Source organism: Heliophilum fasciatum (assembly GCF_004341395.1).
GTDB classification, from domain to species: Bacteria; Bacillota; Desulfitobacteriia; order Heliobacteriales; family Heliobacteriaceae; genus Heliophilum; species Heliophilum fasciatum.
Genome location: NZ_SLXT01000023.1, coordinates 1 through 26,249, shown reverse-complemented (window position 1 = coordinate 26,249; position 26,249 = coordinate 1). Strand labels below are relative to the sequence as shown.

The 26,249-nt window shown below is 50.6% G+C and carries 26 protein-coding genes; all 26 read left to right on the top strand.

The features are described from left to right. Positions 1-14: 14 nt before the first annotated feature. Positions 15-2,156 carry an anaerobic ribonucleoside triphosphate reductase gene (locus EDD73_RS11420; RefSeq protein ID WP_131920022.1) on the top strand — a complete coding sequence of 714 codons (2,142 nt, stop codon included), beginning with the start codon at positions 15-17 and terminating at the stop codon, positions 2,154-2,156. Positions 2,157-2,304: 148 nt separating this feature from the next. After that, positions 2,305-2,994 (top strand): zinc metallopeptidase, encoded by a 690-nt coding sequence (locus tag EDD73_RS11415; RefSeq protein ID WP_131920020.1) that lies wholly within the window; start codon positions 2,305-2,307, stop codon positions 2,992-2,994. Positions 2,995-3,050: 56 nt separating this feature from the next. Continuing rightward, entirely contained in the window at positions 3,051-3,551 is a 501-nt protein-coding gene (gene nrdG, locus EDD73_RS11410; RefSeq protein WP_207668876.1) for an anaerobic ribonucleoside-triphosphate reductase activating protein, read from the top strand. 13 nt (positions 3,552-3,564) lie between these two features. Then, the gene (gene pgeF, locus EDD73_RS11405; RefSeq protein WP_165876477.1) at positions 3,565-4,380 is read left to right on the top strand and encodes a peptidoglycan editing factor PgeF; all 816 of its coding nucleotides are present in this window, start codon (positions 3,565-3,567) and stop codon (positions 4,378-4,380) included. Then, the gene (locus EDD73_RS11400; protein ID WP_131920014.1) at positions 4,373-5,071 is read left to right on the top strand and encodes a response regulator transcription factor; all 699 of its coding nucleotides are present in this window, start codon (positions 4,373-4,375) and stop codon (positions 5,069-5,071) included. Before pgeF ends, EDD73_RS11400 begins: the two co-directional genes overlap by 8 nt. Further along, positions 5,068-6,459, top strand: coding sequence for a two-component system histidine kinase PnpS (pnpS, locus tag EDD73_RS11395; RefSeq protein WP_131920012.1), 1,392 nt, complete (start codon positions 5,068-5,070; stop codon positions 6,457-6,459). The genes EDD73_RS11400 and pnpS overlap by 4 nt, the downstream gene beginning before the upstream one ends. Positions 6,460-6,583: 124 nt before the next feature. Further along, entirely contained in the window at positions 6,584-7,840 is a 1,257-nt protein-coding gene (locus tag EDD73_RS11390) for a methyl-accepting chemotaxis protein (protein ID WP_131920009.1), read from the top strand. Further along, the gene (locus EDD73_RS11385; protein ID WP_131920007.1) at positions 7,797-10,115 is read left to right on the top strand and encodes an EAL domain-containing protein; all 2,319 of its coding nucleotides are present in this window, start codon (positions 7,797-7,799) and stop codon (positions 10,113-10,115) included. Before EDD73_RS11390 ends, EDD73_RS11385 begins: the two co-directional genes overlap by 44 nt. Positions 10,116-10,213: 98 nt before the next feature. After that, positions 10,214-11,110, top strand: coding sequence for a phosphate ABC transporter substrate-binding protein (locus tag EDD73_RS11380; protein ID WP_131920005.1), 897 nt, complete (start codon positions 10,214-10,216; stop codon positions 11,108-11,110). Positions 11,111-11,243: 133 nt separating this feature from the next. Then, positions 11,244-12,203 (top strand): phosphate ABC transporter permease subunit PstC, encoded by a 960-nt coding sequence (gene pstC / locus EDD73_RS11375; RefSeq protein ID WP_131920003.1) that lies wholly within the window; start codon positions 11,244-11,246, stop codon positions 12,201-12,203. 1 nt (position 12,204) lies between these two features. After that, positions 12,205-13,050 carry a phosphate ABC transporter permease PstA gene (gene pstA / locus EDD73_RS11370; protein WP_131920001.1) on the top strand — a complete coding sequence of 282 codons (846 nt, stop codon included), beginning with the start codon at positions 12,205-12,207 and terminating at the stop codon, positions 13,048-13,050. 9 nt (positions 13,051-13,059) lie between these two features. Next, a complete protein-coding gene (gene pstB, locus EDD73_RS11365; protein ID WP_131919999.1) occupies positions 13,060-13,818 on the top strand; it encodes a phosphate ABC transporter ATP-binding protein PstB in 759 nt (252 codons plus the stop codon). Between the two features lie 20 nt (positions 13,819-13,838). Beyond that, positions 13,839-14,498, top strand: a complete 660-nt coding sequence (gene phoU, locus EDD73_RS11360; RefSeq protein WP_131919997.1) for a phosphate signaling complex protein PhoU — start codon at positions 13,839-13,841, stop codon at positions 14,496-14,498. A 190-nt stretch (positions 14,499-14,688) separates the two neighbouring features. Continuing rightward, complete coding sequence (locus EDD73_RS11355) at positions 14,689-15,684, top strand: biotin/lipoyl attachment domain-containing protein (RefSeq protein WP_131919995.1); 996 nt, start codon at positions 14,689-14,691, stop codon at positions 15,682-15,684. 147 nt (positions 15,685-15,831) lie between these two features. Then, a complete protein-coding gene (locus EDD73_RS11350) occupies positions 15,832-16,521 on the top strand; it encodes a YggS family pyridoxal phosphate-dependent enzyme (protein WP_131919993.1) in 690 nt (229 codons plus the stop codon). Between the two features lie 14 nt (positions 16,522-16,535). Next, a complete protein-coding gene (locus EDD73_RS11345) occupies positions 16,536-17,072 on the top strand; it encodes a cell division protein SepF (RefSeq protein ID WP_131919991.1) in 537 nt (178 codons plus the stop codon). Positions 17,073-17,085: 13 nt separating this feature from the next. Continuing rightward, the gene (proC, locus tag EDD73_RS11340; protein WP_243116900.1) at positions 17,086-17,907 is read left to right on the top strand and encodes a pyrroline-5-carboxylate reductase; all 822 of its coding nucleotides are present in this window, start codon (positions 17,086-17,088) and stop codon (positions 17,905-17,907) included. Positions 17,908-17,940: 33 nt separating this feature from the next. After that, positions 17,941-18,192: a YggT family protein gene (locus EDD73_RS11335; RefSeq protein WP_243116899.1), complete on the top strand. Its 252-nt coding sequence runs from the start codon at positions 17,941-17,943 to the stop codon at positions 18,190-18,192. After that, positions 18,189-18,980: a YlmH family RNA-binding protein gene (locus EDD73_RS11330; protein ID WP_131919989.1), complete on the top strand. Its 792-nt coding sequence runs from the start codon at positions 18,189-18,191 to the stop codon at positions 18,978-18,980. Before EDD73_RS11335 ends, EDD73_RS11330 begins: the two co-directional genes overlap by 4 nt. 10 nt (positions 18,981-18,990) lie before the next feature. After that, on the top strand, positions 18,991-19,530 hold the full coding sequence (locus EDD73_RS11325) for a DivIVA domain-containing protein (RefSeq protein ID WP_207668875.1): 540 nt from the start codon (positions 18,991-18,993) through the stop codon (positions 19,528-19,530). Positions 19,531-19,918: 388 nt separating this feature from the next. Continuing rightward, positions 19,919-22,681: an isoleucine--tRNA ligase gene (gene ileS / locus EDD73_RS11320; protein ID WP_243116901.1), complete on the top strand. Its 2,763-nt coding sequence runs from the start codon at positions 19,919-19,921 to the stop codon at positions 22,679-22,681. A 15-nt stretch (positions 22,682-22,696) separates the two neighbouring features. After that, the gene (locus EDD73_RS11315; protein ID WP_131919983.1) at positions 22,697-22,987 is read left to right on the top strand and encodes an ACT domain-containing protein; all 291 of its coding nucleotides are present in this window, start codon (positions 22,697-22,699) and stop codon (positions 22,985-22,987) included. Positions 22,988-23,050: 63 nt separating this feature from the next. Beyond that, a complete protein-coding gene (locus EDD73_RS11310; RefSeq protein ID WP_131920058.1) occupies positions 23,051-24,415 on the top strand; it encodes a PFL family protein in 1,365 nt (454 codons plus the stop codon). 143 nt (positions 24,416-24,558) lie between these two features. Then, positions 24,559-24,870, top strand: a complete 312-nt coding sequence (locus EDD73_RS11305) for a DUF5665 domain-containing protein (RefSeq protein WP_131919981.1) — start codon at positions 24,559-24,561, stop codon at positions 24,868-24,870. An 88-nt stretch (positions 24,871-24,958) separates the two neighbouring features. Further along, the gene (locus EDD73_RS11300; protein WP_165876476.1) at positions 24,959-25,750 is read left to right on the top strand and encodes a TraR/DksA C4-type zinc finger protein; all 792 of its coding nucleotides are present in this window, start codon (positions 24,959-24,961) and stop codon (positions 25,748-25,750) included. 80 nt (positions 25,751-25,830) lie between these two features. Continuing rightward, positions 25,831-26,115: an alpha/beta-type small acid-soluble spore protein gene (locus tag EDD73_RS11295; RefSeq protein ID WP_131919976.1), complete on the top strand. Its 285-nt coding sequence runs from the start codon at positions 25,831-25,833 to the stop codon at positions 26,113-26,115. The last annotated feature ends 134 nt before the right edge of the window (positions 26,116-26,249 follow it).

The following is a 26,249-nucleotide window of genomic DNA, read 5'->3' as shown; positions in this document are numbered from 1 at the left end:
AGGAGGAAATAGGTATGTTTAATCAGATTCGCAAGCGTGATGGCCGTATTGCTTCTTTTCACGAAGGCAAAATCACCGATGCCATCTTTAAAGCCGCAAAAGCTGTTGGCGGTGAAGATCGCCAGATGGCCATGGAGTTAACGCTTCGTGTGTTGCGGTTGCTGAAAGAGCGCTATAACGGCGATATTTTTTCGGTGGAAGATGTACAAGATACGGTGGAAAAAGTCCTGATTGAGAGCGGCCATGCCCGTACAGCGAAAGCCTACATACTCTATCGCCACCAACGCACGCGGATCCGCGATGCTCAGTCTGATTTGATGGATGCTGTCAGTGAGATCTTACGTGAAACCAACCGGGAAAATGCGAACGTATCGAACAGCCCTTCGGCGAAAGTGTTGCAGATCTCCGAAGTAGCGTCGGTTAACTACTATTTGAACCGCATGCTGCCGGAAGATGAAGCCAATGCGCATCGTGACGGCGATATTTATATTCATGACTTGGCTTGGTATGGCAAAACCCTGACGTGCTTGCAAATTCCCTTGCAGCGCCTGTTGGCGCAAGGCTTTGATAATGGTCACGGTTATATCCGCCCGCCGAAAAGCATCAAGACGGCTGCCGCGTTGGCAGCGATCATCTTGCAGTCCAATCAAAACGACATGCATGGCGGTCAGTCTTTCGCCTACTTTGAACGTGATATGGTTCCTTATGTACAAGCGGAATACCGGCGGCAGGAAGCGGATCTGCGCAAAGCCATCGCCCGCTTTGAGATTACCGTTCCCGAGGACAAGCTGATCGCGATGGTGCGGGAGCGCGTTGAGAGTGAAACCTATCAAGCCATGGAAGGCTTTATCTATAATTTGAACACCATGCACAGTCGTGCCGGGGCGCAGGTTCCCTTTTCTTCGATTAACTTTGGTACCGACACGACCTGGGAAGGCCGCTTGATCACGCGGACCTTTTTACAGGCCTATGAAAAAGGCTTAGGCAAGGGCGAGGCACCGATTTTCCCGAATGTGTGCTTTAAGATTCGCAAAGGCATCAACTATGCGCCGGGTGATCCCAACTATGACTTGTTCCAATTGTCGATGCAGGTGGCTTGCAAGCGCTTGTTCCCCAACTTTGCTTTTCAAGATGCTTCCTTTAACCGCTCCTATCAACAGGATAACGAAGAAGTGGCCTATATGGGCTGCCGGACCCGCGTGATCGGCAATGTGAACGGCGCTGAGGTAACCGATGGCCGTGGTAATCTTTCCTTTACTTCGCTGAACTTGCCGCGTATCGGCTTGCGTGCCCAAGGCGATTTGGATGCTTTTTGGCGGATGCTTGATGAAACGATCGACTTGATCATCAAGCAGCTTTTGACGCGATTTGACGTGCAAAAGAATTTACGGGTCTGTGATTTTCCCTTCCTGATGGGGCAGCGTCTTTATGTGGGTAGTGAGTCGTTGAAACTGACTGATAAAATCGAGCCGGCCATCATCCATGGCACGCTGTCGATGGGCTTTATCGGCTTGGCCGAATGTTTAGTGGCGCTGACGGGGCACCATCACGGCCAGTCGCCGGAAGCGCAGGCGTTGGGCCTGAAGATCGTGAGTCACATGCGTGACCGGATGGACGAAGCTTCGCAGCAGTATGGGCTCAATTTTTCGTTGCTGGCGACACCGGCGGAAGGGCTTTCAGGCAAATTTACCAAGAAAGATCGCGACCGCTTTGGGGTAATTCCTGGTGTGACCGATCGCCCCTGGTATACCAACTCGTTCCATGTACCGGTAGAGTTCCAGATCAATGCCTTTGCCAAGATCGGTCTGGAAGGACCCTATCACAAGTACTGTAATGCCGGGCATATTTCTTACGTGGAATTGCCGTCAGCGCCACAGCACAACATGCAGGCTTTTGAGACGTTGATCAAAGCCATGTATGATGCCGATATGGGCTATGCGGCGGTCAACTTCCCCGTTGATATCTGTAAGCAATGCGGCTTTAACGGGGTCATCGATCAAGAGAGTTGCCCCCGCTGCGGTCACGGTGCCATTTCCCGGGTGCGGCGCATCACCGGCTACCTGTCGACGCTGGATAACTTTAATGATGCGAAAAAAGCGGAAGAAGCCAACCGGGCAACCCATTGCCACCAACGTGAGTGTGAAGAACTTCATTAGGAAAGAACTTCATTAATAAATAAAAACTTCATTAAATAAATAGGAAAACTATGTGACAGCATTTGCCACAAATGATTGACAGCCGATCAGCCCTATACTACAATGAAGGCGTAACCTCTCCCTAATATTTGAAAGGATCGGTGAATCGATGTTTTTCCATCCCCTCGATTTTTTGGTGCTTCCTTTTGTTTTGCTCGCACTGTACGCGCAGTTCAAGGTATCCCGTACCTTTACCAAGTACGCGAAGGTGCCGGCGCGAAGCGGGATCATCGGAGCCCAGGTGGCGCGGGGGCTTTTGGATGCCAACGGTTTGCATCATGTTCCGGTTGAACTCAGCGGCGGAGGCAAGCTTTCCGATCATTATGATCCCAGATCCAGAGTTGTTCGTTTGTCGCAGGATGTTTATCATGGGTACTCCGTTGCATCGTTAGGTGTAGCGTCACACGAAGTGGGCCACGCGATCCAGCATGCCCAAAGCTATGCGCCGCTGGCGCTGCGTCATGCTTTTGTTCCGGTGGCCAATGCCGGTTCGATGCTGGCGATGCCCTTGTTTTTGGCAGGTTTCTTCTTTCATTGGAGTGGCTTGATCTTAGCCGGTATCTTGTTTTTCAGTGCAGCCGTTTTGTTTCAAGTGATTACCTTACCGGTTGAGTTCAACGCTTCCAATCGTGCGTTACAGATGCTCCAGCACTACAATTATGTCAGTAAAGATGAATTGAAGCTAACCAAGAAAGTCTTAGGTGCCGCCGCTTTGACCTATGTGGCCTCGGCACTGGTGGCCGTTGTGGAATTGCTCAAATATGTGTTGATTTTCTCAGGGACGAGCCGTGAGGAATAAAGCTACCAAGGTCTCCTGCCCAGTGGCAGGAGGCCTTTTCTGTAGAGGTGATGATCATGAAATTACGTATCGCCGGTTTGGTGCCGGAAAGCATTGTCGATGGGCCGGGCGTACGGTTTACTGTCTTTGTTCAGGGGTGCTATCGTAGCTGTCCTGGCTGTCATAATCCGGATACGCAAGATCCGGCAGGAGGCCGGGAGGTAACCATCGAAGAAGTGCTAATGATGATCCGCCAAGGCACCTCCTATCTCTCCGGCGTTACCTTCTCCGGCGGTGAGCCTTTTGAGCAAGCGGCGACGTTAGCGTTGTTAGCTGATGAAGTGAAGGCGATGGGACTGCACATCGTTGTGTACAGTGGTTATCGCTGGGAGGAACTGCAGCTACGAGAAGATGCCATGATGCTGTTACGGCGCTGTGACTGGCTGATTGACGGACCTTACCGGGAAGAGGAGCGAGATTTGGCGATCGCTTTTCGCGGTTCCCGCAATCAACGGATCGTCGATGTAGCATCATCGTTACGGCAGGGGCGAGTTGTGACTGTGCAGGGTTATGTGTAAGGGGCGTGAAAAGATGCCACAAGGCCAATGGCAACGGCAGCAGTTAGGGGATATGGTAGTTTACCGGCCGGTTTGGCCACCCGGTTGTCAAGCGATCATGACTACACGTAGCGGCGGCGCCAGTGAACCGCCTTATGATCGTTTGAACTTGGGGTTTCATGTCGGTGACGATGCGCAAAAGGTTGCCTTCAATCGCCGCCAGTTAAGTCAGGCCGCCGGCATGGGGGAACAACCATGGGCGACGGTAGATCAAGTTCACGGCACGGCAATGATGGATGTGACAACGCCGGTTCCGGAGCGGCCTTTGGGAGAAGCCGATGGAATGATCACCGCCAAAACCGGTGTACCGCTGGCTGTCTTTGGCGCTGATTGTGGAATCCTGCTTTTCTTTGATGCCGGAGCACGGCGGATAGCCGCCGCTCACGCCGGTTGGCGCGGTACCGTGCAGGGCTTGTCGGAAAAAGTGATTCAGCAGATGGTTGCTGCCGGCAGTAATACTGGTGATATCTGGGTCGCCATTGGGGCGGTTATTGGCCCCTGTTGTTATCCCGTCGGTCCGGAGGTCGTTGAACTTTTTATGGCGCGGTGGCCCTTTGCATCAGCGGTTCTTGGGCATGAGGTTGATCATCAAGGCAAGCGAACGTTGCACCTGGCGCGGGCACAGCAGTTGCAGTGTGAAGCTGCCGGTGTACCGGCAGGGCAGATCGCCATGCTCGATCGTTGTACCTGTTGCTCACCGGAGTTTTTTTCCTATCGACGGGACGGTCGTACCGGTCGCCATGGTGCATTGATCTGGTTGGAAGAAGAAGGAGGTGGAAAGCGTGGCTAAGATCGCTGTTATCGAAGATGATGGTCATATTCTGGAATTAGTGCGCTTTAATTTAGAAAAAGAGGGACATCAAGTAATTAGCGCCATGGATGGGGAAAAGGCACTACAGTTGATCAGTGATGATCCTCCTGATCTTGTCATCCTTGATTTGATGTTGCCCAAAATGGATGGGTTGGAAGTTTGCCGCGCATTACGCGGTCGTTCGCGATCGGCCCACTTGCCGATCGTCATGTTAACGGCCAAGGGAGAAGAAGTCGATAAAGTACTGGGATTGGAAATGGGGGCCGATGATTATATCACCAAGCCCTTTAGTCCCCGTGAGTTAACGGCTCGTGTCAAGGCCCTGCTACGCAGGGTGAATCGTGTGGATGCGCAAGTGACTGGGCCGATCCAAATCGGCGAGCTACATATTGACGCCGAGCGGTATGAAGTGTTGGTCAATGGGCGTAAGCAAGATCTAACACCGAAGGAATTTGAGTTACTTCGGTGGATGGCCGCTCGCCCGGGGAAAGTATTTACGCGGGAATTTCTGTTGGAGCGGATCTGGGGCTATGATTTTTATGGTGACAGTCGCACCGTCGATGTGCATATCCGGCATTTGCGCCAAAAAATTGAACAGGATCCGGCAAATCCACAGTACATTGATACGGTGCGCGGTGTCGGCTATAAATTTCGCGCTCCCTCGGTATGATGGCCTGGCAGGGCTGGCGTAGCTTGCGCTGGCGGTTAACCTTGGCGTTCTTTGTGCTGATGCTGCTACCCACGTTGTGGCTCTATCTTCTGGGGGCGGGATATGTTCATCCCGACGCCCATGTAGGATTGAATGCGGTGTTTGTTTTTTTTCTGGGTTTTTCGGCGACGATTATTTTTCTCGGGGCCGGCCGCATTGCCAATATCCTCAATGAGATGGTCGAAGTTGTACAGAAGTTAGCCCAAGGGCAGGCAGTGCGTTTGTATGATGTCCACTACAGCTCGGAATTAACGACGCTGGCACAGGTGATCAACCAAACGGTGGAGCAGGTGCGTGGTCAAATCGGGGAATTGCGCAATGAAAAAAGCAAGTTTGAAACGGTCTTAGGGTCGATGGTTGAAGGGGTAGTTGGCTTCGATCATCTGGGCCGGATCATCTTGCTCAACCGGGCGGCAGAACAGATGCTGCTTGCCCGAGAAGAAGCCGTATTGGGTAAGCAACTTGTCGAAGTCATACGCCTTCGTGCCCTAGACGATATGTTACTGGCTGCTTTAAAAACGGGAGAAGCCAATACGCGAGAACTGCAGTTATGGCCCCATCGCAGTCAAACCTACCGGGTGCAGATTGTGCCGGTTTGGAGTGAACAGCAAAGTTTTGGCGGAGCTGTCATGGTGCTTGATGATGTGTCGGAAGTTCGCCGGTTAGAGCAAGTACGGACAGAGTTTGTGGCCAATGTATCGCACGAGTTGCGAACGCCCTTAACCTCCATTAAAGGATTTGTCGAAACGTTGCGCGACGGAGCGGTGGAACAACCGGAAGTTGCTTACCGTTTTTTATCGATTATCGAAGAAGAGACTTGCCGCTTACAGCGTTTGATTGAAGACTTGTTACAGCTATCGAGTATTGAAAGTCAGCGGGAGCAACCTTTCGCAGAAAAGTCATCGCTGGAGACTGCCTTACGTCAAGTGCAACAATTGTTGGAGCCTTTAGCCAACGAAAAAAATATCGCGATCACTTTTCATGTAGAAAAGGCATTGCCGCCGGTACCGCTGGGGCCGGATCCGCTGCGACAAGTGTTGGTTAACTTAGTGGAAAATGCGATTAAGTACACCCTGGCCGGAGGTCAAGTCAGTGTAACGGCCAACCGAACCGTTGAAGGTGTAGTCGTTGAGATCATTGACACCGGAATCGGCATTCCTCAGGAAAGTTTGCCTCGTATTTTTGAACGTTTTTATCGTGTCGATAAGGCTCGTTCCCGTGAGATGGGCGGGACCGGACTAGGCTTAGCCATTGTCAAGCACTTGGTCGAGGGATGCGGTGGTCATGTGCTTGTAACATCAAAATTTGGACAAGGAAGTACTTTTAGGGTTACATTACCTTTAAAGTGAAATTAAGGTTATGCTGCTTATTAAGTAAAACTTAATAGCAACATAACCTTTTTTTTATATGGCATTAATAAAAAACAGATAGTGTTTAGATGAAAATTATTTACAAAATATAAAGGAGAAAAGAATGAGCTATCAGGAGCTACGCAACGGACAAAAGATGCAATGCGAGAAAGAGCAATTGAAAATAGCCGAGTCGATTGCGTTGATGCCGATTGGCCGTTTTGCCGAACCGGCACCGATGCTGGGTGAGAATTCGGCAACACGAGATGTTGTTGCGTTTCTTGAAGAAAATCAAAATTATAATGGTGTTGTTATTGTCTCGGGGGGAAAAAAACCGCTGGGATTGGTGATGCGTGATCAACTTTTTGCTCATTTAGGTAAGCGCTATGGTGTATCGGTGTATTATGATCGACCGGTTCGGCGGATCATGACCAGCGATTGTATTATTGTCGATCAGCAAGCACTGGTGATCGACGTATGTCAACTGGCTACGCAACGGGAGGCAGCGACGCTTTATGATAATGTGATCATTACGAATCAAGGTCGCTGTGTAGGGATGATCACGATCAAAAAGCTGTTAACATTGATGAATTGCAATCAAGTCAATGTGGCCCGTGGACAGGCCAGTCTCTTGACACAAACATCGGAACGGATCGCACTCATTACCGATCAAGCGCAAGCAATCGCCGATCTATCGGTTGAGGCACACCGCAACGCTGAACAGATGAATGGCTATACCGATGAGGGACGGCTTGCTTTAAACCAAGCATTACATGAAATTGATACGATCGATCAAACGGTTGATCATCAGATGGAGATCATGAATCAATTATTGGAAGAATCTAAAGAAATTGAACCGATCTCACAGATGATTCGGCAGTTAGCCGATCAAACCAATTTGCTGGCCTTTAATGCGTCGATTGAAGCAGCAAGGGCCGGCGTTCATGGTCGTGGTTTTGCTGTTGTCGCTGAGGAAGTTAGAAAATTAGCTGACGAGACCAATACGGCAGCCCGTCAAATCTCATCATTACTCCGGCAAGTGTTGATCAAGATCGATGAGGCCGATCGATGTGCACAAGAAGCGAAAAACCGTAGCATGAGTACTCGCAAGGTTGCTGATCAGGTGCACAATGCTTGGATACAGATATTTGGTGCCATCAAGATTTCAGGAGAGCATGTAAACGGCATTACCGGTCTTGCCCACGATATTGCTCAGGAATCGGAAGAATTACTGCAAGCGATCCGTGTTTTGGTTGAACAGGCGCAGAAAACAGCAGGCGAAAGCGCTACCACGGCGGTGACATCATCAATGAGCAGCGAGGAGGAGGGACCGCAGGGTGCGTTCACAACAGTCATGGATGAATTGGCTACAGGAGCATAAAATACCTGATGAACATCGGTTTTACTCGGCCACAACATCGGGCAGTGAAGTATTTGAGCAAGTTGAGTTGAATTTACAACGGCGTCGAAGTATTGGAATCATTTTTCTCGATATCGTGGGATTGACTCATATCGAACAGCATTATGGGGCACCGGTTGCCCGTCGTGTGTTAAAAACGGTGACACGATCAATTTTGCAGGCACGGCCCCTACTGAGTGTGGGACGTACGTTGTTTGTTCATAACGTCGGTGGCGATGATTTTGTGTTGTATTACTCACTGCCTTCGGTAGGGACATTACAAGGGTTGGATTTTTTAGAATGCTTAGCTGAAGATCTTTGCACGCAGGTGCTGAGCAGCGTTAACCGTCAATTGCAGGGTGTGTTGCAGGAACCGCTTGATTTACACCGCGGCTGGTCGATACTTCTTGCATCATCGGAGTTAAGCCTGGAAACTTTAATTTATAAAGGGCTAAAAGAAGCCCGTCAAATGGCAAAGGGGAACGAGGACGCAAAATGGACTCGCCAAGTCTGGGAGTTGCGGGAAGCCATCAAAGAGGAGCGCTTCTCGATTCACTATCAGCCGCTTGTCGATATGGCAAGCGGAAAAATCATGGGTTATGAAGCGCTTAGCCGTGGGCCCAGCGAAAGTTCTCTGCAGTGGTCCCAAGGACTCGCTGATTTGGCTGAGAAGTCGAATCTTTTGTTTCCGCTAGAACGTCTGTTACGCCAGAAAGCAGTTCAGGGCACTGTGAATTGGCCTAAGGACGTGCGGTTGTTTGTCAATATCAGTCCCCAGGTCATCCAAGATCCTGATTTTACACCGGAAAATCTGCTTCAGCTTGTCCATTCGGTTGGTCGCGATCCGGGACAGATCGTCTTTGAGATTACCGAACGTCAGAGTATCGACGATTTTCGCAGTTTTGATAAGAAGTTGGAACGGTTTCGCAACGTCGGTTTTCAAGTAGCTGTTGATGATGCGGGTGCCGGCTATTCGAGTTTGCAATCGATTGCCGAAATTATCCCTGATTATATAAAAATTGATATGTCGTTGATTCATCATATTGATACATCGGTGATCAAACAAGCCATGGCCGAGATTTTTGTTTCTTTTGCGAAGCGCCTTGGTATACAGATCATTGCCGAAGGGATTGAAACGGAAGCGGAGTTACGCTGGTTGCATCGTTTAGGAGTTGATATTGGCCAAGGCTATTTTTTAGGTCGTCCCAGCCCTGAGAAAAAAGCTTTGACCGGCGAAGCACAGCGAGTTTTAGGGGAACTCAAGCAACAGAAGCCCGCTGATGAGATGGGAACGATGATGCCGGTAGGGGAACTGGTTGAGGCCTTTCATGGGCTCGCGCAGAATGCACCAACCCATCAGGCACTTGATTTTTTCCAAACCAACAGCAATGCTTTCAGCTTGGTGATTGTCGATGGGATGCGCCCGGTAGGCTTGCTGATGCGTGATAAGCTCTATGGGCAAATGGTCAATAAATATGGCTTGGCGCTCTATGGGCAGCGCCCCGTTTCTTTAATCATGGATCGCAATCCTTTAATTGTCGACACGGCGATGCGTATTGATCGCGTTGCCCATCTGGCTACAGCCCGACAGATGCAGCGCCTTTATGATCATATCATCGTAGTGAACGAAGAAAAGGTGTGCGTTGGCGTTGTTTCAGTGCGCGCGTTGCTTGATCAAATGACCGGCCTGCAGATCGAGCGGGCACTGGGGGCCAATCCCTTAACGGGGATGCCCGGTAACCTTCAGATTAAAGAAGATATGGAGCGGCGTTGTGAAGCCGGACAGGCGTTTACCGTGATCTATGCTGATCTCGATCATTTTAAGGCTTTTAATGACTATTACGGTTTTGAACAGGGTGATCAAGCCATTAAGTTGACGGCGCAGATTCTATCTACGGCCGTGCAGAATCAAGGTTGTCCTGATGATTTTGTCGGCCACATCGGCGGTGATGATTGGATCATCGTTACCACATCATCTTATCAGGAGTTGTGCGATCGTATTGTCTGTGAGTTTGACCGGCGCATTGGCGAGTTATATCTGGAGCGTGACCGACAAGCCGGATATATTGACGGTCGTGATCGGCAAGGAAACCCTTGCCGTTATCCAGTGATGTCCATTTCTTTATCGGTTGTTACCGGTCGATTTGCTCATGTATCACAGATTGGTGAAGTGGCGGCCAGGGTCAAAAAAAGAGCCAAGCAACAGCCGGGCTCCGGATACGTCGTCGAGGAAGTCAAGGTCTTAACACTTTCTTAACGGAATATTCATTGTGCCCTAATTTTTCTTTTGTATTCTTTCTTTGGTGAGCGGCTTACCTGAGCAGGGGCTAAATTTAAGGAGGTAATTAGAGACCAATGAACTTCAAAAAGATCTCTAAGTTAGTGGCTGTTTCTGTTGTTTTCGGGATGCTCGGTACAGTGGTGGCCGGATGTGGCGGTGGTGCCAAACAAGAAAACACCGGCGGTGCGCCCACTTCTGGAATCAAAGGTTCTTTACAAGTTAAAGGGTCCGATACCATTGTTAACCTGAGTCAAGCGATGGCGGAAGATTTCATGGCCAAAAACCCCCAAGCAACGATTGCCGTAACCGGTGGTGGCTCGGGGACAGGGATCGCTGCGCTGACCAACAAAACTTGTGACCTGGCTAACTCTTCCCGTGAAATCAAAGCTGAAGAAAAGGCCAAAATCAAGGAAGCTACAGGCAAGGATGTCAAGGAATACGCGATTGCTATGGACGGCATCGGTTTTATCGTGAACAAAGAGAATCCGGTTAACGAACTGACGAACGAGCAATTGGCGAACATCTATACAGGTAAAATATCGAACTGGAAAGAAGTCGGTGGCAACGATGAAAAAATCGTCGCTCTGGCACGGGAAGCTTCTTCGGGAACCCACGTATTCGTTAAAGAACATCTGATGAAAAATCAGGAATATCGAGCTGATGCATTGTTGCAAACCTCCAGTGCTTCCATTGCCAAAGAAGCAGAAACGAACAAACAAGCGATCGGCTATGTCGGCATGGGCTATCTCACCGATAAAGTCAAAGTGATTGCTGTGAAAAAGGATGCGGGATCGCCGGCAGTGTTGCCGTCAGAAGCTACAGTAAAAGACAAAACCTATCCCGTATCGCGTCCACTCTATGTTTATTCTGCTGGTGAGCCGGAAGGCTTGAGCAAAAGTTTTGTCGACTTCATGCTGAGCGCCGAAGGCCAGGCGATTGTGAAGAAAATGGATTTCATCGCTGTAAAATAGGCATAGTAGTACGCCACCGTCATTGTTGTATATCGATGAATAACCCACACAAGGGCAGAGTCGGCAAACGCTCTGCCCTTTTTTGTAGGACCGGTAACACTATTTGGGCAGGGTTATTTAAGGAGGGTTTACGATGATTCCTACTGGGGAGCACACGGGTAACGGCATCATTTCTATTCCCCGCGAATCATTGAAAAAAGGGGAGTCCAAGAAGCGTGAGGCTTGGTACATCACCGAAAAGCTTGTAGAAGTCATGCTTTTTGCTTCCGCCTTTATCGGCGTACTGACCGTATTCATGATTTTTATTTTCTTATTTAAAGAAGCCGTGCCGTTATTGCTGAACGATGCATCACTGGCTACCTTGGGAATGAAAAACTGGTATCCCATTTCGGATCCGCCGACTTTTGGTTTATTACCATTGATTGCTGGGTCAGTGATCGTTACGGCCGGGGCGATTGTGATTTCCGTGCCTCTTGGCGTGGGTGCAGCCATCTATCTGTCGATGGTCGCCGGTCCTACGGTGCGGGAGATCCTTAAGCCAACGATTGAAGTGCTGGCCGGCATTCCCTCGGTTGTACTTGGTTTTTTCGGGTTGGCTGTGTTGGCACCGGAGATCAAAAGCCTTTTTGATATTCCTACCGGGTTAACGGCGTTGACCGGCGCATTGACGCTGGCCTTGATGGCGCTGCCGACGATCGCATCGATCTCCGAGGATGCTATCTCGGCCGTTCCAGGGCGTTATATGGAAGCGGCTCTTTCCATGGGGTCGACTCGTTGGCAAGCGATTGTTACGGTGATTGTTCCGGCAGCGCTGTCGGGAATCACGGCATCGATCATGCTCGGTATCGGCCGGGCCATTGGGGAAACAATGACCGTATTGATGGTTACCGGCAATGCCGGGCTTTTGCCAGATTCCATGCTTGTACCGGTACGAACCATGACTGCGACCATCGCCGCTGAAATGGGAGAAGTCGCCCGGGGCAGTCAGCATTATCATGCCTTATTCATCGTCGGAGCTGTGCTTTTTGCCATGACATTGGCCATCAACCTGATCGCTGATTTTATCCGTCATCGTATGAAAGAGGTTGAGTAAGATGTCACCAAAAACAACTGAGAAAATCGCCTTTAATGTCCTGCGAGCTATGGCGGCGTTGATCGTACTGGCGCTGGCGATCGTCATTGGTGAAATTGCCATCAAAGGAATCCCAGCACTGAATTGGGAGTTCATCTCTGAAGCACCGCGCAAAGGGATGACGGCAGGTGGAATTTTCCCGGCCATCGTTGGTACGATGATTCTCGTCGCAGGTACGATCATGCTGGCACTGCCTATCGGAGTGATGACATCGATTTACTTGGTAGAATATGCCCGCGAATCATGGCTCACGCGCTTGATCCGCTTGGCTGTCGTTAACTTGGCCGGTGTTCCTTCTGTTGTCTTTGGTTTGTTTGGGCTCGGTTTCTTTGTGCTTTATCTGGAGATGGGTGTTTCCATCTTAGCGGGCTCACTCACGTTAGCGTTGATGACCTTGCCCGTCATCATCACCACTTCAGAAGAAGCACTGCGCACGGTACCGAACGGGTATCGCGAAGCCAGCCTGGCGCTGGGCGCCACGAAACTTCAGACCATTTTATTTATCGTTTTACCCAACGCCCTTCCCGGGATATTGACGGGGGCGATTTTGGGCGTGGCTCGGGCTGCCGGTGAAACGGCACCGATTTTGTTGACGGCAGCTGCTTTCTTCCTGCCCCACTTGCCGAAGACTATTTTTGACCAAGTCATGGCCTTGCCTTATCATCTTTACGTAATTGCAACGCAAGTGCCCAATGCCGATCCCAAGATACCCTATGGAACGGCAATGATCTTATTGATGATTGTGCTGGGGCTGAATATGATCGCCGTTGTGTTGCGATCCTATTTCCGCCGGATGCGTAAGGTATAGGAGGAGCCAATGAATAAGGCAAAAATTGTTTCTGAAGACTTGAACTTATATTACGGTGATTTTCACGCACTTCATGGCATTGATATGACGATTAGAGACCGGGAAGTAACGGCGCTGATCGGTCCGTCCGGTTGCGGTAAGTCGACCTTCTTACGTTGTCTCAACCGTATGAATGATATTATTCCCATCTGTCGTGTCGATGGTACATTGATGTTTGAGGACACTGACATCTACGCGCCGACAACCGATGTGGTGGCCTTGCGCAAACGAGTCGGCATGGTCTTTCAGGCACCGAATCCTTTTCCCAAAAGCATCTTTGATAACGTGGCCTATGCGCCGAAATTACATGGCTTGAAAGACAAAACCAAGCTTGAAGAGATCGTCGAGAAGTCGCTGAAACAGGCAGCGTTGTGGGATGAAGTCAAAGATCGTCTCCATAAGCCGGCCCTTGGTTTGTCCGGTGGCCAGCAACAGCGTCTTTGTATCGCTCGCGCGTTGGCGATCCAGCCGGAAGTCTTGCTCATGGATGAGCCTACGTCGGCTCTGGACCCGATTTCGACATTAAAGATCGAAGAGCTGATCCGGGAACTGAAAGCCCAGTATACTATCGTCATTGTGACGCACAATATGCAACAAGCGGCCCGTATTTCTGATAAAACAGCTTTTTTCTTAGTTGGTGATCTCGTGGAGTTTGATCATACGGAAGTCATTTTTACTACCCCGAAAGATCAGCGCACTGAAGACTACATTACAGGACGATTTGGCTAAGCGCAGAAAGGGTGGATAAAATGTCCGTACGCAGTGATTTTCATCATGCCTTGGAGACGTTGCAACAAGACCTCCTCCGGATGGGATCTTATGTGGAAGAGGCGATTTCCTTAAGCACGAAGGCGTTGCTTGATCAAGATCGCCAGTTAGCAAGCCAGGTCATTGCCAATGATGATCGCATCGATCGATTACAGCATGACGTGGAAGAACGCTGCATGAAGCTGATCGCTTTACAGCAGCCGATGGCTAAAGATCTGCGCAAGATCAGCAGTGCTTGGCGGATATCTCTGGAATTGGAGCGAATGGCTGATAATGCCTGCGGTGTAGCTAAATCGGTCCGGCGGATTGCGGAACAACCCTATGTAAAAACGCTGGTTAATACACCGATCATGTCCAGTGTATGTCAGCAAATGGTTAAAATGGGGCTTGACGCATACTTGCAAGAGGACATTGAACTGGCCATCAAGATGAGTGACCTCGATAATCAGGTCGATGCGCTTTACAAGCATATCTTTAATGATCTCCTGCAATTGATGTTGAAAGATCCTTCGGTAATCAATCAAGCGACACAATTGATCTTTATCGCTCGTTACCTGGAGCGCTTTGGTGATCACGCGACCAATATTGCTGAAACGGTCGTCTATCTCGTCACCGGTGAACGTAAAGAACTCAACCCGTAATCAGGACATGAAGCTATTGGGTACAAATTCCCCTTTCCGGTTTCCTACCGGATAGGGGTTGTTTTTTATTTGGCGGAAACAGGTTTTAATGGTATACTTGGTCTAACATAAGCACTTATTGCAGATAACGGTTGAAAGCACGGGACTGCGTAACCGTAACTGCAAGTAAGAAGGGTGGCACTACAAAGGGATGTCCCGTTTGACAATGGTTCCTCCAGGTAAAGATGCAATCAAAAAGCGCCGCCGAAAATTTTGGCTGCGCCTTTTGCTCGTTATTGCGGTAATTATACTTTGTGGTTTTGGTGTATGGTGGGCCAAAGAAAAGCTGCAGCATTTGTTCGTGAAAGCGGTTGTCGAGGTGCAACCAGCAAAATTAGGGCAACTGTCGGTAACACGACCGTTGCCGGGATGGATTATTCGTGATGAAGTGATCATTTCTGCGCCGGCAGCGGGACGATTCCAACGTATTGCCAAGGACAGCGAGCGTGTGCGGCTCGGTGCCCCGGTAGCAGGGCTCCAGTCCGGCAATGCGGCCGAGGGCGATGAGGGGGGGGCCCAAAGTGTGCCGGCACCACGGGCAGGATTACTGGAGTTTCGCATGGATGGCTTAGAGTCGGTGTTAACGCCACGTGTCCTTGATACACTCGATCCGGGGCAGTTGAAGGCATTGACAGAAAAGCCGACAGAAGTACAAAATGATGATTATGTCAATCGTGGACAGCCAATCTTCAAAATCATCGATAACATTGAAAAAGCTTATTATTTAACTCATTATGTGATGACGGATTTGCCCAAACCACTGGTACCGCAAATGCGCATCACGTTGGCCATGTCGCCAACAGGCCCTAATATTTCCGGTAAAGTTGTGCAAGTGCGCGGTGTCGATGACGTATGGGTATTAATCCAGTTGCTGAACCCTAGCCTGGATGCGATCAAAGAACGCAAAGCATCCTTGTTGTATGTCGAACAAACGCATAAAGGGATTTTGTTGCCCTTGGAAGCGATCGTCGAGCGCGAAGGGGAAAAAGGCGTTTGGCTCAGCGAAAAAAATCGTGCCCAGTGGCATCCTGTCACGGTGACGGCGACAGTCAATGAGCAAGTGATCGTTGATCCGGCCACATTGGATGAAAAGTCTTTGGTTGTACAAAACCCGTCTTGGTTAGAGCCCGGGCAAGAAATTAAATAATGCTTGTGCATGAAAAAAGCTACGGAATAAAAGTGTAGAAAGCTTGTACAAACTAAATAAAGAAAATGTGCAAGATATTTTTTAGAAAAGCAGGAAATCGCTATAGAATAGCGAAATACGCTACAAGTTGAAGGGGAACGAGCGATCATGAGCCCAATTCTTGTTCGTTTGAACCAAGTGCGTCAACGCATGCAGGTAGCAGCATTGCGTGCCGGTCGTAACCCCCAGGACGTTCAATTGTTGGCTGTGACCAAGACGGTTCCCGTCGAGGCCATCACCCCGGTTGTCGCAGCCGGCGTGGACATGCTTGGGGAAAGCCGGGTTCAAGAACTGACGGCGAAAATACCACAGTTTCCGAACCATATCCAATGGCACATGATTGGAACGCTTCAATCGAGAAAAGTTAAAAGTATTGCGAACAAAACAGCCCTTATTCATTCACTGGATCGGCTTGCGTTGGCAGAGGAAATCAACAAGTGGGGACAGCACTGGGGAAAGGCGGTTGCCTGCCTGGTTGAAGTAAATGTAGCTGAGGAACCAACTAAGCACGGCATCGTACCTCATGAAGCGTTAGGATTTATCGAAACACTTGCGCAAATGCCAGGTATTGCGGTTTGTGGATTGATGACGATGGCACCTTACTGCGATGATCCCGAAGAGGTGCGCCATGTTTTCCGTGATCTGCGCCGTTTGGCTGATCGTGTAACTAATAAAGGCTTTCCGAACGTGTCAATGCAACATTTGTCAATGGGTATGTCCAATGATTTTGAGGTAGCGATTGAAGAGGGTGCGACCATTGTGCGCATCGGGTCTGAGATTTTTGGTGAGCGAAATTAGGGAGGTACGTTTGGATGGCGAAAATCATGGATAAAATCTATAACATCATCGGTATGAGCGATGAATATGAGGAGTTTGTGGAGTCCGTTGAAACACCAAAGGCTGCAACGGTGAAACAACATAACCAAGCGAGGACAGTGATCCCCGTACAAACAACGCCGCCACCGCAAGAGGAAAAAGAAATTCCTTTTCCTCCTCGTCGCAATCCGGAGCGTTCCGCTGCATCGGTAGTTAACTTAAGCGCTGAGCGCCAGAAAAAAGAACATAAAGTGGTTGTCATTGTGCCGAAAGCCTTTGAAGATGCCATGGGTATTGTTGATCATCTCAAAGATCGTCGCCAGGTAGTCTTGAATCTGGAGAAGATTGACAAAGAGATGGCGCGCTGGATCATTCATTTTGTCAGTGGCGCGACCTATGCCTTAGGTGGATCCCAAGAAAAAGTCGGTACGAATATTTTTATCTTCGCACCAAGCAATATTGATATTATTGGGGATATTAAAAAAGAAGACTCGCCGCTGCGTGCGACGTTGTCTTGGATGACCAACGGCTAGGGGGCTTAGCAGCTTGAATCAAAATAATCTCGGCAACCAGCGGATTGGTATCATTGGCGGCGGGGCCATGGCGGAAGCTTTGTTACGCGGTTTGGTGAAGGTCGTACCGCCAGCGCAACTGACCGTTTCTGATCCTTCCCAGGAACGACTGGATTTTTTACGAGAATCATTACAAGTGATCACGACAGAAGATAACCAGCAAGTCTGTGCCCAAAGCGATGTGGTTATCCTCGCGGTAAAACCGCAGGTAATGGCGAGCGTAGTAACGGCACTACGGGATCGGTTGACACCCGATAAGTTAGTAATTTCCATTGCTGCCGGGATTCGCCTGGAACAGTTGGCTGCATGGCTTGCCGATGGTGTACCGGTGGTGCGGGTGATGCCGAACACGCCGGCGCTGATCGGCAAAGGTGCTTCGGCCTTAGCCGGCGGAACCTATGCCACAGAGGCGCACATGGCGACGGCTGTGGCGATTTTGGAAGCTGTAGGCACGGCTGATGTAGTTGGTGAAGCTTATCTCGATGCAGTGACTGGGCTCAGTGGCAGTGGCCCCGCTTATGTGTACTTGATGATCGAAGCGATGATCGATGCCGGTGTTCATGAAGGGTTACCGCGCGATCTGGCTCGGCGGCTTGTCCTGCAAACGTTTCGTGGCTCCACAGCGCTTTTACTTGAGCGAGGCCACCATCCCGGCGTGGAGCGGGATCGCGTAACCTCCCCCGGAGGAACGACGATCGCCGGTGTAAAAGCGTTAGAAGACGGCGGTGTTCGTGCAGCTTTGTTTGCTGCGGTACAAGCTGCGACCAAGCGCTCACGGGAACTGGCCGGCAAGTAGCAACCGTGGATAGACGGAACGGAGGGAATCAAGTTGTCCCTTTATCAGATCGTAAGCGTAGTGTTCACCGTCATGGAATATCTCATTTTTGCCCGGGTACTCATCTCTTATTTTCCTCATAACCCTAATGGTGCGATTTTTGGCTTTATCTACGAGGTTACCGAGCCATTGCTTGGCCCTGTTCGCCGCATGATGCCTGCTTCCTCGATGCCTTTTGATTTTTCACCGATGGTCGCATTGCTCTTGCTTTATGTAGTGGAAAGGGTTGTGCTGCAGTTGCTATGAGCAAAGCCAGAGAGCGTCAATTAGGTCACCTGCGTACCAGTGAGGAACGAGAAAAGATCAGTCGTATCTTAGATGTTGCTGATCGATGCCTCGCCTGTGACAGGTACCAGGTGACTGATTTTTTGGAGCCTTATATTCAAAAGTTGGCCGAAGCCATCTTACGGGGTGAGCGGAGAATCCAGTACCGGTTGGATGGGGGACATGGGGAAGCGGAGCGCCGGCGACTGATCTTCTTACCCTACGATGAAGCAAGCGGTGACAATCATATTGTCTGGCTACAGGCAGTACCGGTAGGCAATGCATCACCGCCAGGTCATCGTGATTATCTGGGCTCCTTGCTGGGATTAGGGATCCGGCGGGAAAAGATTGGTGATCTTTTGCTGACGGAATCAGGGTGTGCAGTAGCGCTGGATCAAGAAATGGCCGATTTTATTCTTGCCCACTGGAGTGAAGCGGGACGAGTCGCTTTACAGGTCCGACGCTTACCGGAAGGTGAACAACCGGTGCAAGTGGCCGGTGGCGAAGAAAAACGAATTTCTGTAGCTTCGTTGCGTGCTGATGCATTGATTGCAGCTATCTGGCATGTGTCCCGTGGTCGTTCATCGGCGATGATTACGGCGGGGCAATTGCGCATCAACGGTCGTGAAACCAAAGAAATTGCGCAAGCAGTGCAAGAGGGCGATATTCTATCATTGCGCGGTCATGGAAGGGCGATTGTTCGTCAAGTGGCAGGAGTCAGTAAAAAAGGACGATTTCAGGTAATTTTATGGCAATCGTCAGAGCGCTGATGGAAAGAGAGTGGAATCGGCCATGTTGACACCGATTGATATCGGTCAAAAGGAATTTAAACGAAGTGCATTGGGTTATAAAATCGAAGAAGTAGACGCCTTTCTTGATGACGTTGCTTATGCTTATGAAGGCCTGTTCAAAGAATGCCAAGATGCCAAAGAAAAAATTGCCCAATTAGAGGAACAGGTAACTCGCTATCGTAAGCTCGAAGAAACCCTCAGCCAAACACTGCTCCTCGCCCAAAAAGCATCGGAAGAGGTTCGGCAAACGGCTGATCGACAGGCTGATCTATGTATTGGCAATGCTCGCCTGGAAGCTGAGAAGATCATAAAAGAAGCCGAAGAAAAAAAACATACCCTGGAACGGCAATATGAATGGCTGAAAAACGCTGTTCGTCAGTATCGCCTACAGTACCGGGCCATGTTGATCGCCCAACTGGAAGCGATTCCTGATGATGATGATGTGCAGCTTCAGGTAGCAGCGACCTATGAGCCCAAACCTGATTATGTACGCATCCCGCTGTTAAACATCAAAGATGAGCAGGAATAAGCAACAACGAAGGATGGTTTGACATCGTCCGCATCCAATCGTTATAATACGAACATGGTGGAATAGTGTCCAAAAGTATGGAACGGGACAAGTGGTCATGGAAACTACTGACAGCGAACCTGGGAGGGTGGAAGCCAGGACAGATAAGACCATGGATCATATCACCCGGGAACTGCGCGCTGAAGTGAAGTTAGGCGTGGCCGGTGGCAACCGTTATCTCCAAACCAAGGTCTTGGTTCAAGCAAGATAAAATTGGGTGGTACCGCGAATAACTCTCGCCCCTTTACTGGGGGAGAGTTTTTTATATTTTGACGAGGTGGAAAAAGTGAAAGAAAAATCGACGAACGAATATGGTAAGACGCTGAATTTGCCCCAAACTGATTTTCCGATGAAAGCGGGATTGCCCAAACGGGAACCTGAACTGTTGGCCTTCTGGCAGGAGATCGATCTGTACAACACGGTGGCCGAAGCCAACGCCGGTAAGCCCAAATTCATCCTTCATGACGGGCCTCCTTATGCCAACGGCGATATTCATCTGGGCCATACGCTGAATAAGCTGCTCAAAGATTTTATCGTCAAGTTTCACAGTATGGACGGCTATGATGCTCCCTATGTCCCCGGCTGGGATACCCATGGCCTGCCGATCGAGCAGCAAGCGATCAAAGCGTTGGGACTGAATCGGCACAAAGTGTCGGCCGTTGAGTTCCGCCAACGCTGCCGGGATTACGCACTGAAATACGTGAATATTCAACGAGAACAGTTTAAGCGCCTCGGTGTACGCGGCGACTGGGATCATCCCTATGTGACCTTAGACCCGGCTTTTGAAGCGGCGCAGATTGGTGTTTTTGGTGAAATGGCCAAAAAAGGCTATATCTACAAAGGCCTCAAACCGGTCTATTGGTGTGCCTCCTGCGAAACAGCCTTAGCCGAAGCAGAAGTGGAGTATGCTGACAAGGAATCGCCGTCGATCTATGTGAAATTCCCTGTCAAAGATAGCCAAGGACGCTTTGAAAGCGCCAATACCTTTGTGGTGATCTGGACAACGACGCCTTGGACGTTGCCGGCCAACGTAGCTATCTCCCTTCATCCCGAGTATACCTATGTGCTTGTGGAAAGCAACGGTGACCGCCTGATCTTGGCCAAAGAACTGCTGGGTCAGTTTTTAGCCCAAACGGGGCGGACGGCCGGCATGATCGCGCAGGAATTCACCGGTCGTGAACTGGAAGGTGTCACCTGCTACCATCCCTTTGTGGAGCGGGAATCGCTGCTTATCGTCGGTGAACATGTCACGTTAGAGCAAGGCACCGGTTGCGTGCATACGGCACCGGGCCACGGGGAAGACGACTTTATCGTCGCCCGGGGTTATAACTTACCGGTCATTTCACCGGTCGATTTCCGCGGCCGCTTTACGGAAGAAGGCGGCATCTTCGCCGGCATGTCGACGAAAGATGCCAACCCGGCCGTCATCGCCGAACTGGAAAAACGGGGACTGCTCGTTAAGATGACCAAGATCGTGCACTCCTACCCGCACTGCTGGCGCTGTAAGAGCCCGATTCTCTTCCGCGCAACCGAGCAGTGGTTTGCTTCCATCGACGGTTTCCGTCAGGAAGCGCTGGAAGCGATCGATCAAGTGCGTTGGATTCCGGCTTGGGGCCGTGATCGCATCTATAACATGGTGGCCGATCGCGGTGACTGGTGTATTTCCCGGCAACGTACCTGGGGTGTGCCGATTCCCATTTTCTATTGTGAACAATGCGGCAAAGAGATCATCAATGACGAAACGATCAGCCACATCCAAGGACTTTTCCGTGAACAGGGATCGGATGTGTGGTTTGACCGTGACGCGGCCGATCTGGTACCGCCTGGCCTTCAATGCCCGCACTGTAGCCATGGCTCGTTCCGTAAAGAAACAGACATCATGGATGTTTGGTTTGACTCCGGCTCGTCCCATGCGGCGGTCCTGGAGACTCGCGACGATCTTTCCTGGCCGGCGGACCTTTATCTTGAAGGCTCTGACCAGCACCGGGGTTGGTTCAACTCTTCCTTGTCCACATCGGTAGCCACCCGGGGAACAGCGCCCTATCGCGCGGTACTGACCCATGGTTTCCTCGTCGATGAACAAGGCCGCAAGATGTCCAAATCCCTCGGGAACGGCGTCGATCCGCTGGCCGTGATCAAAGATATGGGCGCCGACATTTTGCGCCTGTGGGTCGCTTCGGTCGATTATCGCAACGACGTGGCCGCGTCGCCGGGAATCATGCGCCAGGTCGCTGACGGCTATCGCAAGATCCGCAATACTTTCCGTTATTTCCTGGGTAACCTTTATGACTTTAACCCTGAAACGGACAAGGTGGCTGATCAGGACTTACTGGAACTTGATCGCTGGGCGATGAACAATCTTCATAAGCTGATTCGCCGCGTCACTGAGGCGTGCCGTGCTTATGAATTCCATGTGGTTTATCATGCTGTCCATAACTTCTGCACCGTGGAAATGAGCGCTCTTTATCTTGATATCATTAAGGATCGCCTCTATACGTCAGCACCCCATTCCCGGGCCCGCCGCTCGGCCCAAACGGTGCTTTATGCGGCTGCCGATGCACTGGTGCGTATCCTGGCACCCTTTGCTTCCTTTACGGCGGAAGAAGTATGGCAGTTCTTACCGGGCGCCAAAGAACGGGCTCGCTCGGTTCAGTTGATGCCCTGGCCGGCTTTTGAAGAGCGCTACATTAACCCGGAACTGGAAGCAGAGATGAACCGTGTGCTGGAAGTGCGCGCTGTTGTATCGAAAGCGCTAGAACAAGCGCGGCAAGCCAAAGTGATCGGTCATTCCTTAGAAGCGAGCGTAACCATCTACACGACGAGTGAAGATCTGTATGCTTTGCTTGAGAAGCAAGACATGACGACGATCTGCATCGTTTCGGCTGTTCAACTGGCGGCTCCGGGCAGTGAAGTGCCGACAACCGCTTACGGCGACGGCGCCGTGGCGGTAGATGTGGCCAAGGCCACGGGTATCAAGTGTGAACGTTGCTGGATGTACAGTACGCAATTGGGCACTCATCCCAACCATCCTACCGTGTGTCCCCGTTGTACGGAGCATCTGGTTGATCGGGCGTCCGACGCAGCATCAGAACAACAACGAAACGCGCAATAGGGAGGAGAAGTTCCCATGACCGAAAAAAAAGAAAATCGCATCATCGTCAGTGTACTTGGTGTGGACCGCGTTGGGATCATCGCCGCGATTACAGCCATTTTGGCCAAAGCCGAAGCGAATATCTTGGATATCAGCCAAACCATCATGCAAGGACAAATCTTTACGATGATCATGGTCGTTGATATGTCGGGAGCAGCGGTAAGTTTTGATACCTTGCGAAAAGATTTGACAGATAAAGGTCAGGAGCTGGGCGTACAGATCATGGCCCAGCACGAAGATGTATTTAAGTTCATGCACCGGATTTAGTTTTGTTGGCCGGCAACAGAACGGGACAGGTTCAGTGAGAAAGGATGGGCGACCATGGCCAACATGTATCACGTGGATACCTCAGAAATTTTAGAAACGATTCGCATGGTCCAGATGGAAAACCTGGACATCCGCACGATCACCATGGGCATCTCCCTGCGTGATTGTTGCCGCAGCGACATCAAAGCAACAGCAGCAGCGATCTACGATAAAGTCACCCGCCTTGGTCAAGATCTGGTGCCTACCGGGGAAATGATCGCGCAACAGTACGGGATCCCGATCATCAACAAACGCATTTCCGTGACGCCGATCGCGATGGTCGCGGAGAGCAGTGGTGTCGATGATTATGCCCTGATCGCCCATGCGCTGGATAAAGCCGCTATGGAAGTGGGCATCAACTTTATCGGTGGTTATTCGGCGCTCGTCCACAAAGGCATGACACCGGGTGACCGGGCACTGATCGAATCATTGCCACAGGCACTCAGTCAGACGGAGCGCGTCTGTGCTTCTGTTAACATTGCTACGACCAAAGCCGGCATCAACATGGACGCCGTCGCTTTAATGGGGCATATCGTCAAAGCGGCCGCCGCCGCCAGCGCAGAGCAAGACGGCCTGGCCTGTGCCAAGCTTGTGGTTTTTTGCAATGTTCCGGAAGATAATCCCTTTATGGCCGGTGCCTTTCACGGCGTCGGTGAGCCCGAGTGTGTCATCAATGTCGGTGTGTCCGGACCGGGCGTGGTCCTTAATGCAATCCGCAAAAAGCCCAACTGTGACTTTGGTGAACTGGCCTCGATCATCAAGCAGACGGCGTTTAAAATTACCCGTATGGGTGAACTGGTTGGGCGTGCTGCTTCCGAGCGGTTAGGCGTTCCCTTTGGCATCGTTGACCTTTCGCTGGCACCAACGCCGGCCATCGGTGACAGCGTCGCCGATATCCTGGAAGCGATGGGCCTGGAGCGTTGCGGTACTCACGGTACGACGGCGGCGCTGGCGATGCTCAATGATGCGGTTAAAAAAGGCGGCGCCATGGCGTCCTCCTACGTCGGCGGCCTTTCCGGCGCTTTTATTCCTGTCAGTGAGGACGCCGGCATGATTGCCGCTGTGGAAGTGGGCGCGTTGAGCCTGGACAAGCTGGAAGCGATGACTTGCGTGTGTTCTGTCGGCCTTGACATGATTGCCGTACCTGGTGATACGCCGGCCGAAACGATTGCGGCTATCATCGCCGATGAAGCGGCCATTGGCATGATCAACCGCAAAACGACGGCTGTACGGATCATTCCGGTACCAGGCAAACAAGTGGGCGATCATGTGGAGTTTGGCGGCTTGCTGGGGCATGCACCGGTGATGAGCGTGCATAACTTTAGTTCCTCTGCCTTTATCGCCCGTGGCGGGCGCATTCCGGCGCCTTTACAAGCGCTAAATAATTAGCTGGCATCAACCAAATAGCCGGCATTAATTCGCCCACCTTACACAAGTTAAAAAGGCCCTAGCGTTACCAACCGCACTTTGCCAAGCAAAGTGCGGTTTTTCTTTCTAGTTTTTTCAAATACTATCGCCAGGTGGGTGAGAACATGAACAGCAAAAATCGCACCGGAGAGATCGCGTTGCTGGCGACATTGCAGGAAAAAGTGGAAAGTCTCGCTGTGGAGCTGGAAAAAATTAAAGTTGCTGAATATGTAGATATGCTCAACAACCCGAGACGACTTTTTTTTCTTAACTTTATCGCCGGATTAGCGCGAGGCGTGGGCACGGCCATTGGCTTTACGATCTTAGGCGCGGTGATTTTGATGATTTTGCGTGAACTGGTTGTACTTAATTTGCCCTTGATTGGCGGATTAATTGCGGAAATTGTACGCCTGGTACAAATGCAGGGACGAGTGTAGCGGACAATAAAATCAAAAAACCACAGCGTTACTCATGCATATCACATTTCTCATCCATACCAATTCAACCATGAAGAGGGGAAGCGCGATGGAAAAAAAGCAAAAAAAAATATGGAGTAGTGCGGAACAAGATCCGGCTTTGAGCCATGAAGCCGTTTGGCAGCGATTACAGCAGATGGAAGCAGACGCTCAAGATCTCATGGGCGACATCACTGAAGATGGGTTAGGCGATTCGCTGCGCGAATCGATTCAAGAACTGAGTGTATTTGATAACCATCCGGCCGATGTAGCCAGTGAAGTTTTTGAACGCGGGAAAGATCTGGCTTTGCGCGATTATGCCAGCTTGACTTTAGATTCGATCGAGCGGGCCAAGAAAAAAATCACCGAGGGAATTTATGGCCGCTGTGACGATTGCGGCGAGGCAATTGCGACGGAACGGTTGCTGGCCATGCCTACAGCGCGCTATTGCATGGGCTGCCAGCAACGGTACGAAGAGACTCATCCGATTCGTACGCGACCTTTGGAAGAAGCCATACCGCCTTATATCCCTGCCTATGGCGGTGACCACTTGTTTACCCGTCATGACACCCGGCAAGAGGAACCGACCCTGGACAGTGTTGCCTTTGACGGTGAAGACACTTGGCAAATCCTTGGGCGTTATGGCAGTTCCGATACACCCAGCGATGTCGATACGTTTTCTGCTTACCCCGACATTGCACCGCGGGCGCAAGAATCGGTAGGCGCGGTTGAGGATATTGATGGAATGGCTGTTGAACAAGGCGAAGACGGTATGTTTTATCAAGATTTTGATGGTGTTGACGATGAACTCGGTGCTTTATTGTCATCAGATGGAGAAACGACCAGAGCCTATGTTGAATAACCAGAAGGTTCATAATATGAAACCATAGAGGTTGAGGCATTCTATGACCAGACAACGACGAAGGGAGGTGAAACAATAACATGCCGAGAAACAACAACCGTGCCGTGTACCCCGGTGCCCAATCCGCCCTTGACCGCTTCAAGTATGAAGTTGCCGCTGAAATTGGCTTGGGCAACAAAGTGCAAAGTCAAGGTTGGGAGAACATGACCACTCGTGAGGTCGGTTCCATCGGCGGTTTCATGACGAAGAAACTGGTTCAACTGGCGGAACAACAATTGGCAAACAACAATGCCACGTCCGCTCAACTCGCTCAATCGGCGGGTCAAGAGGCTGCCCAAGGTGTGACGAATGAATCCGGACGCTAAGGGTTTTCGATAAAAGCCGGCCGTAAGGCCGGCTTTTCAATTTGTGCGCCCGGCATGGGCGCTGTCTCTAGGGTGCAAGTCCCGAACACCGAAGGTGGCAGTAGGTGTAGCTTAAGGCAAGGGTGTCCGTCGCG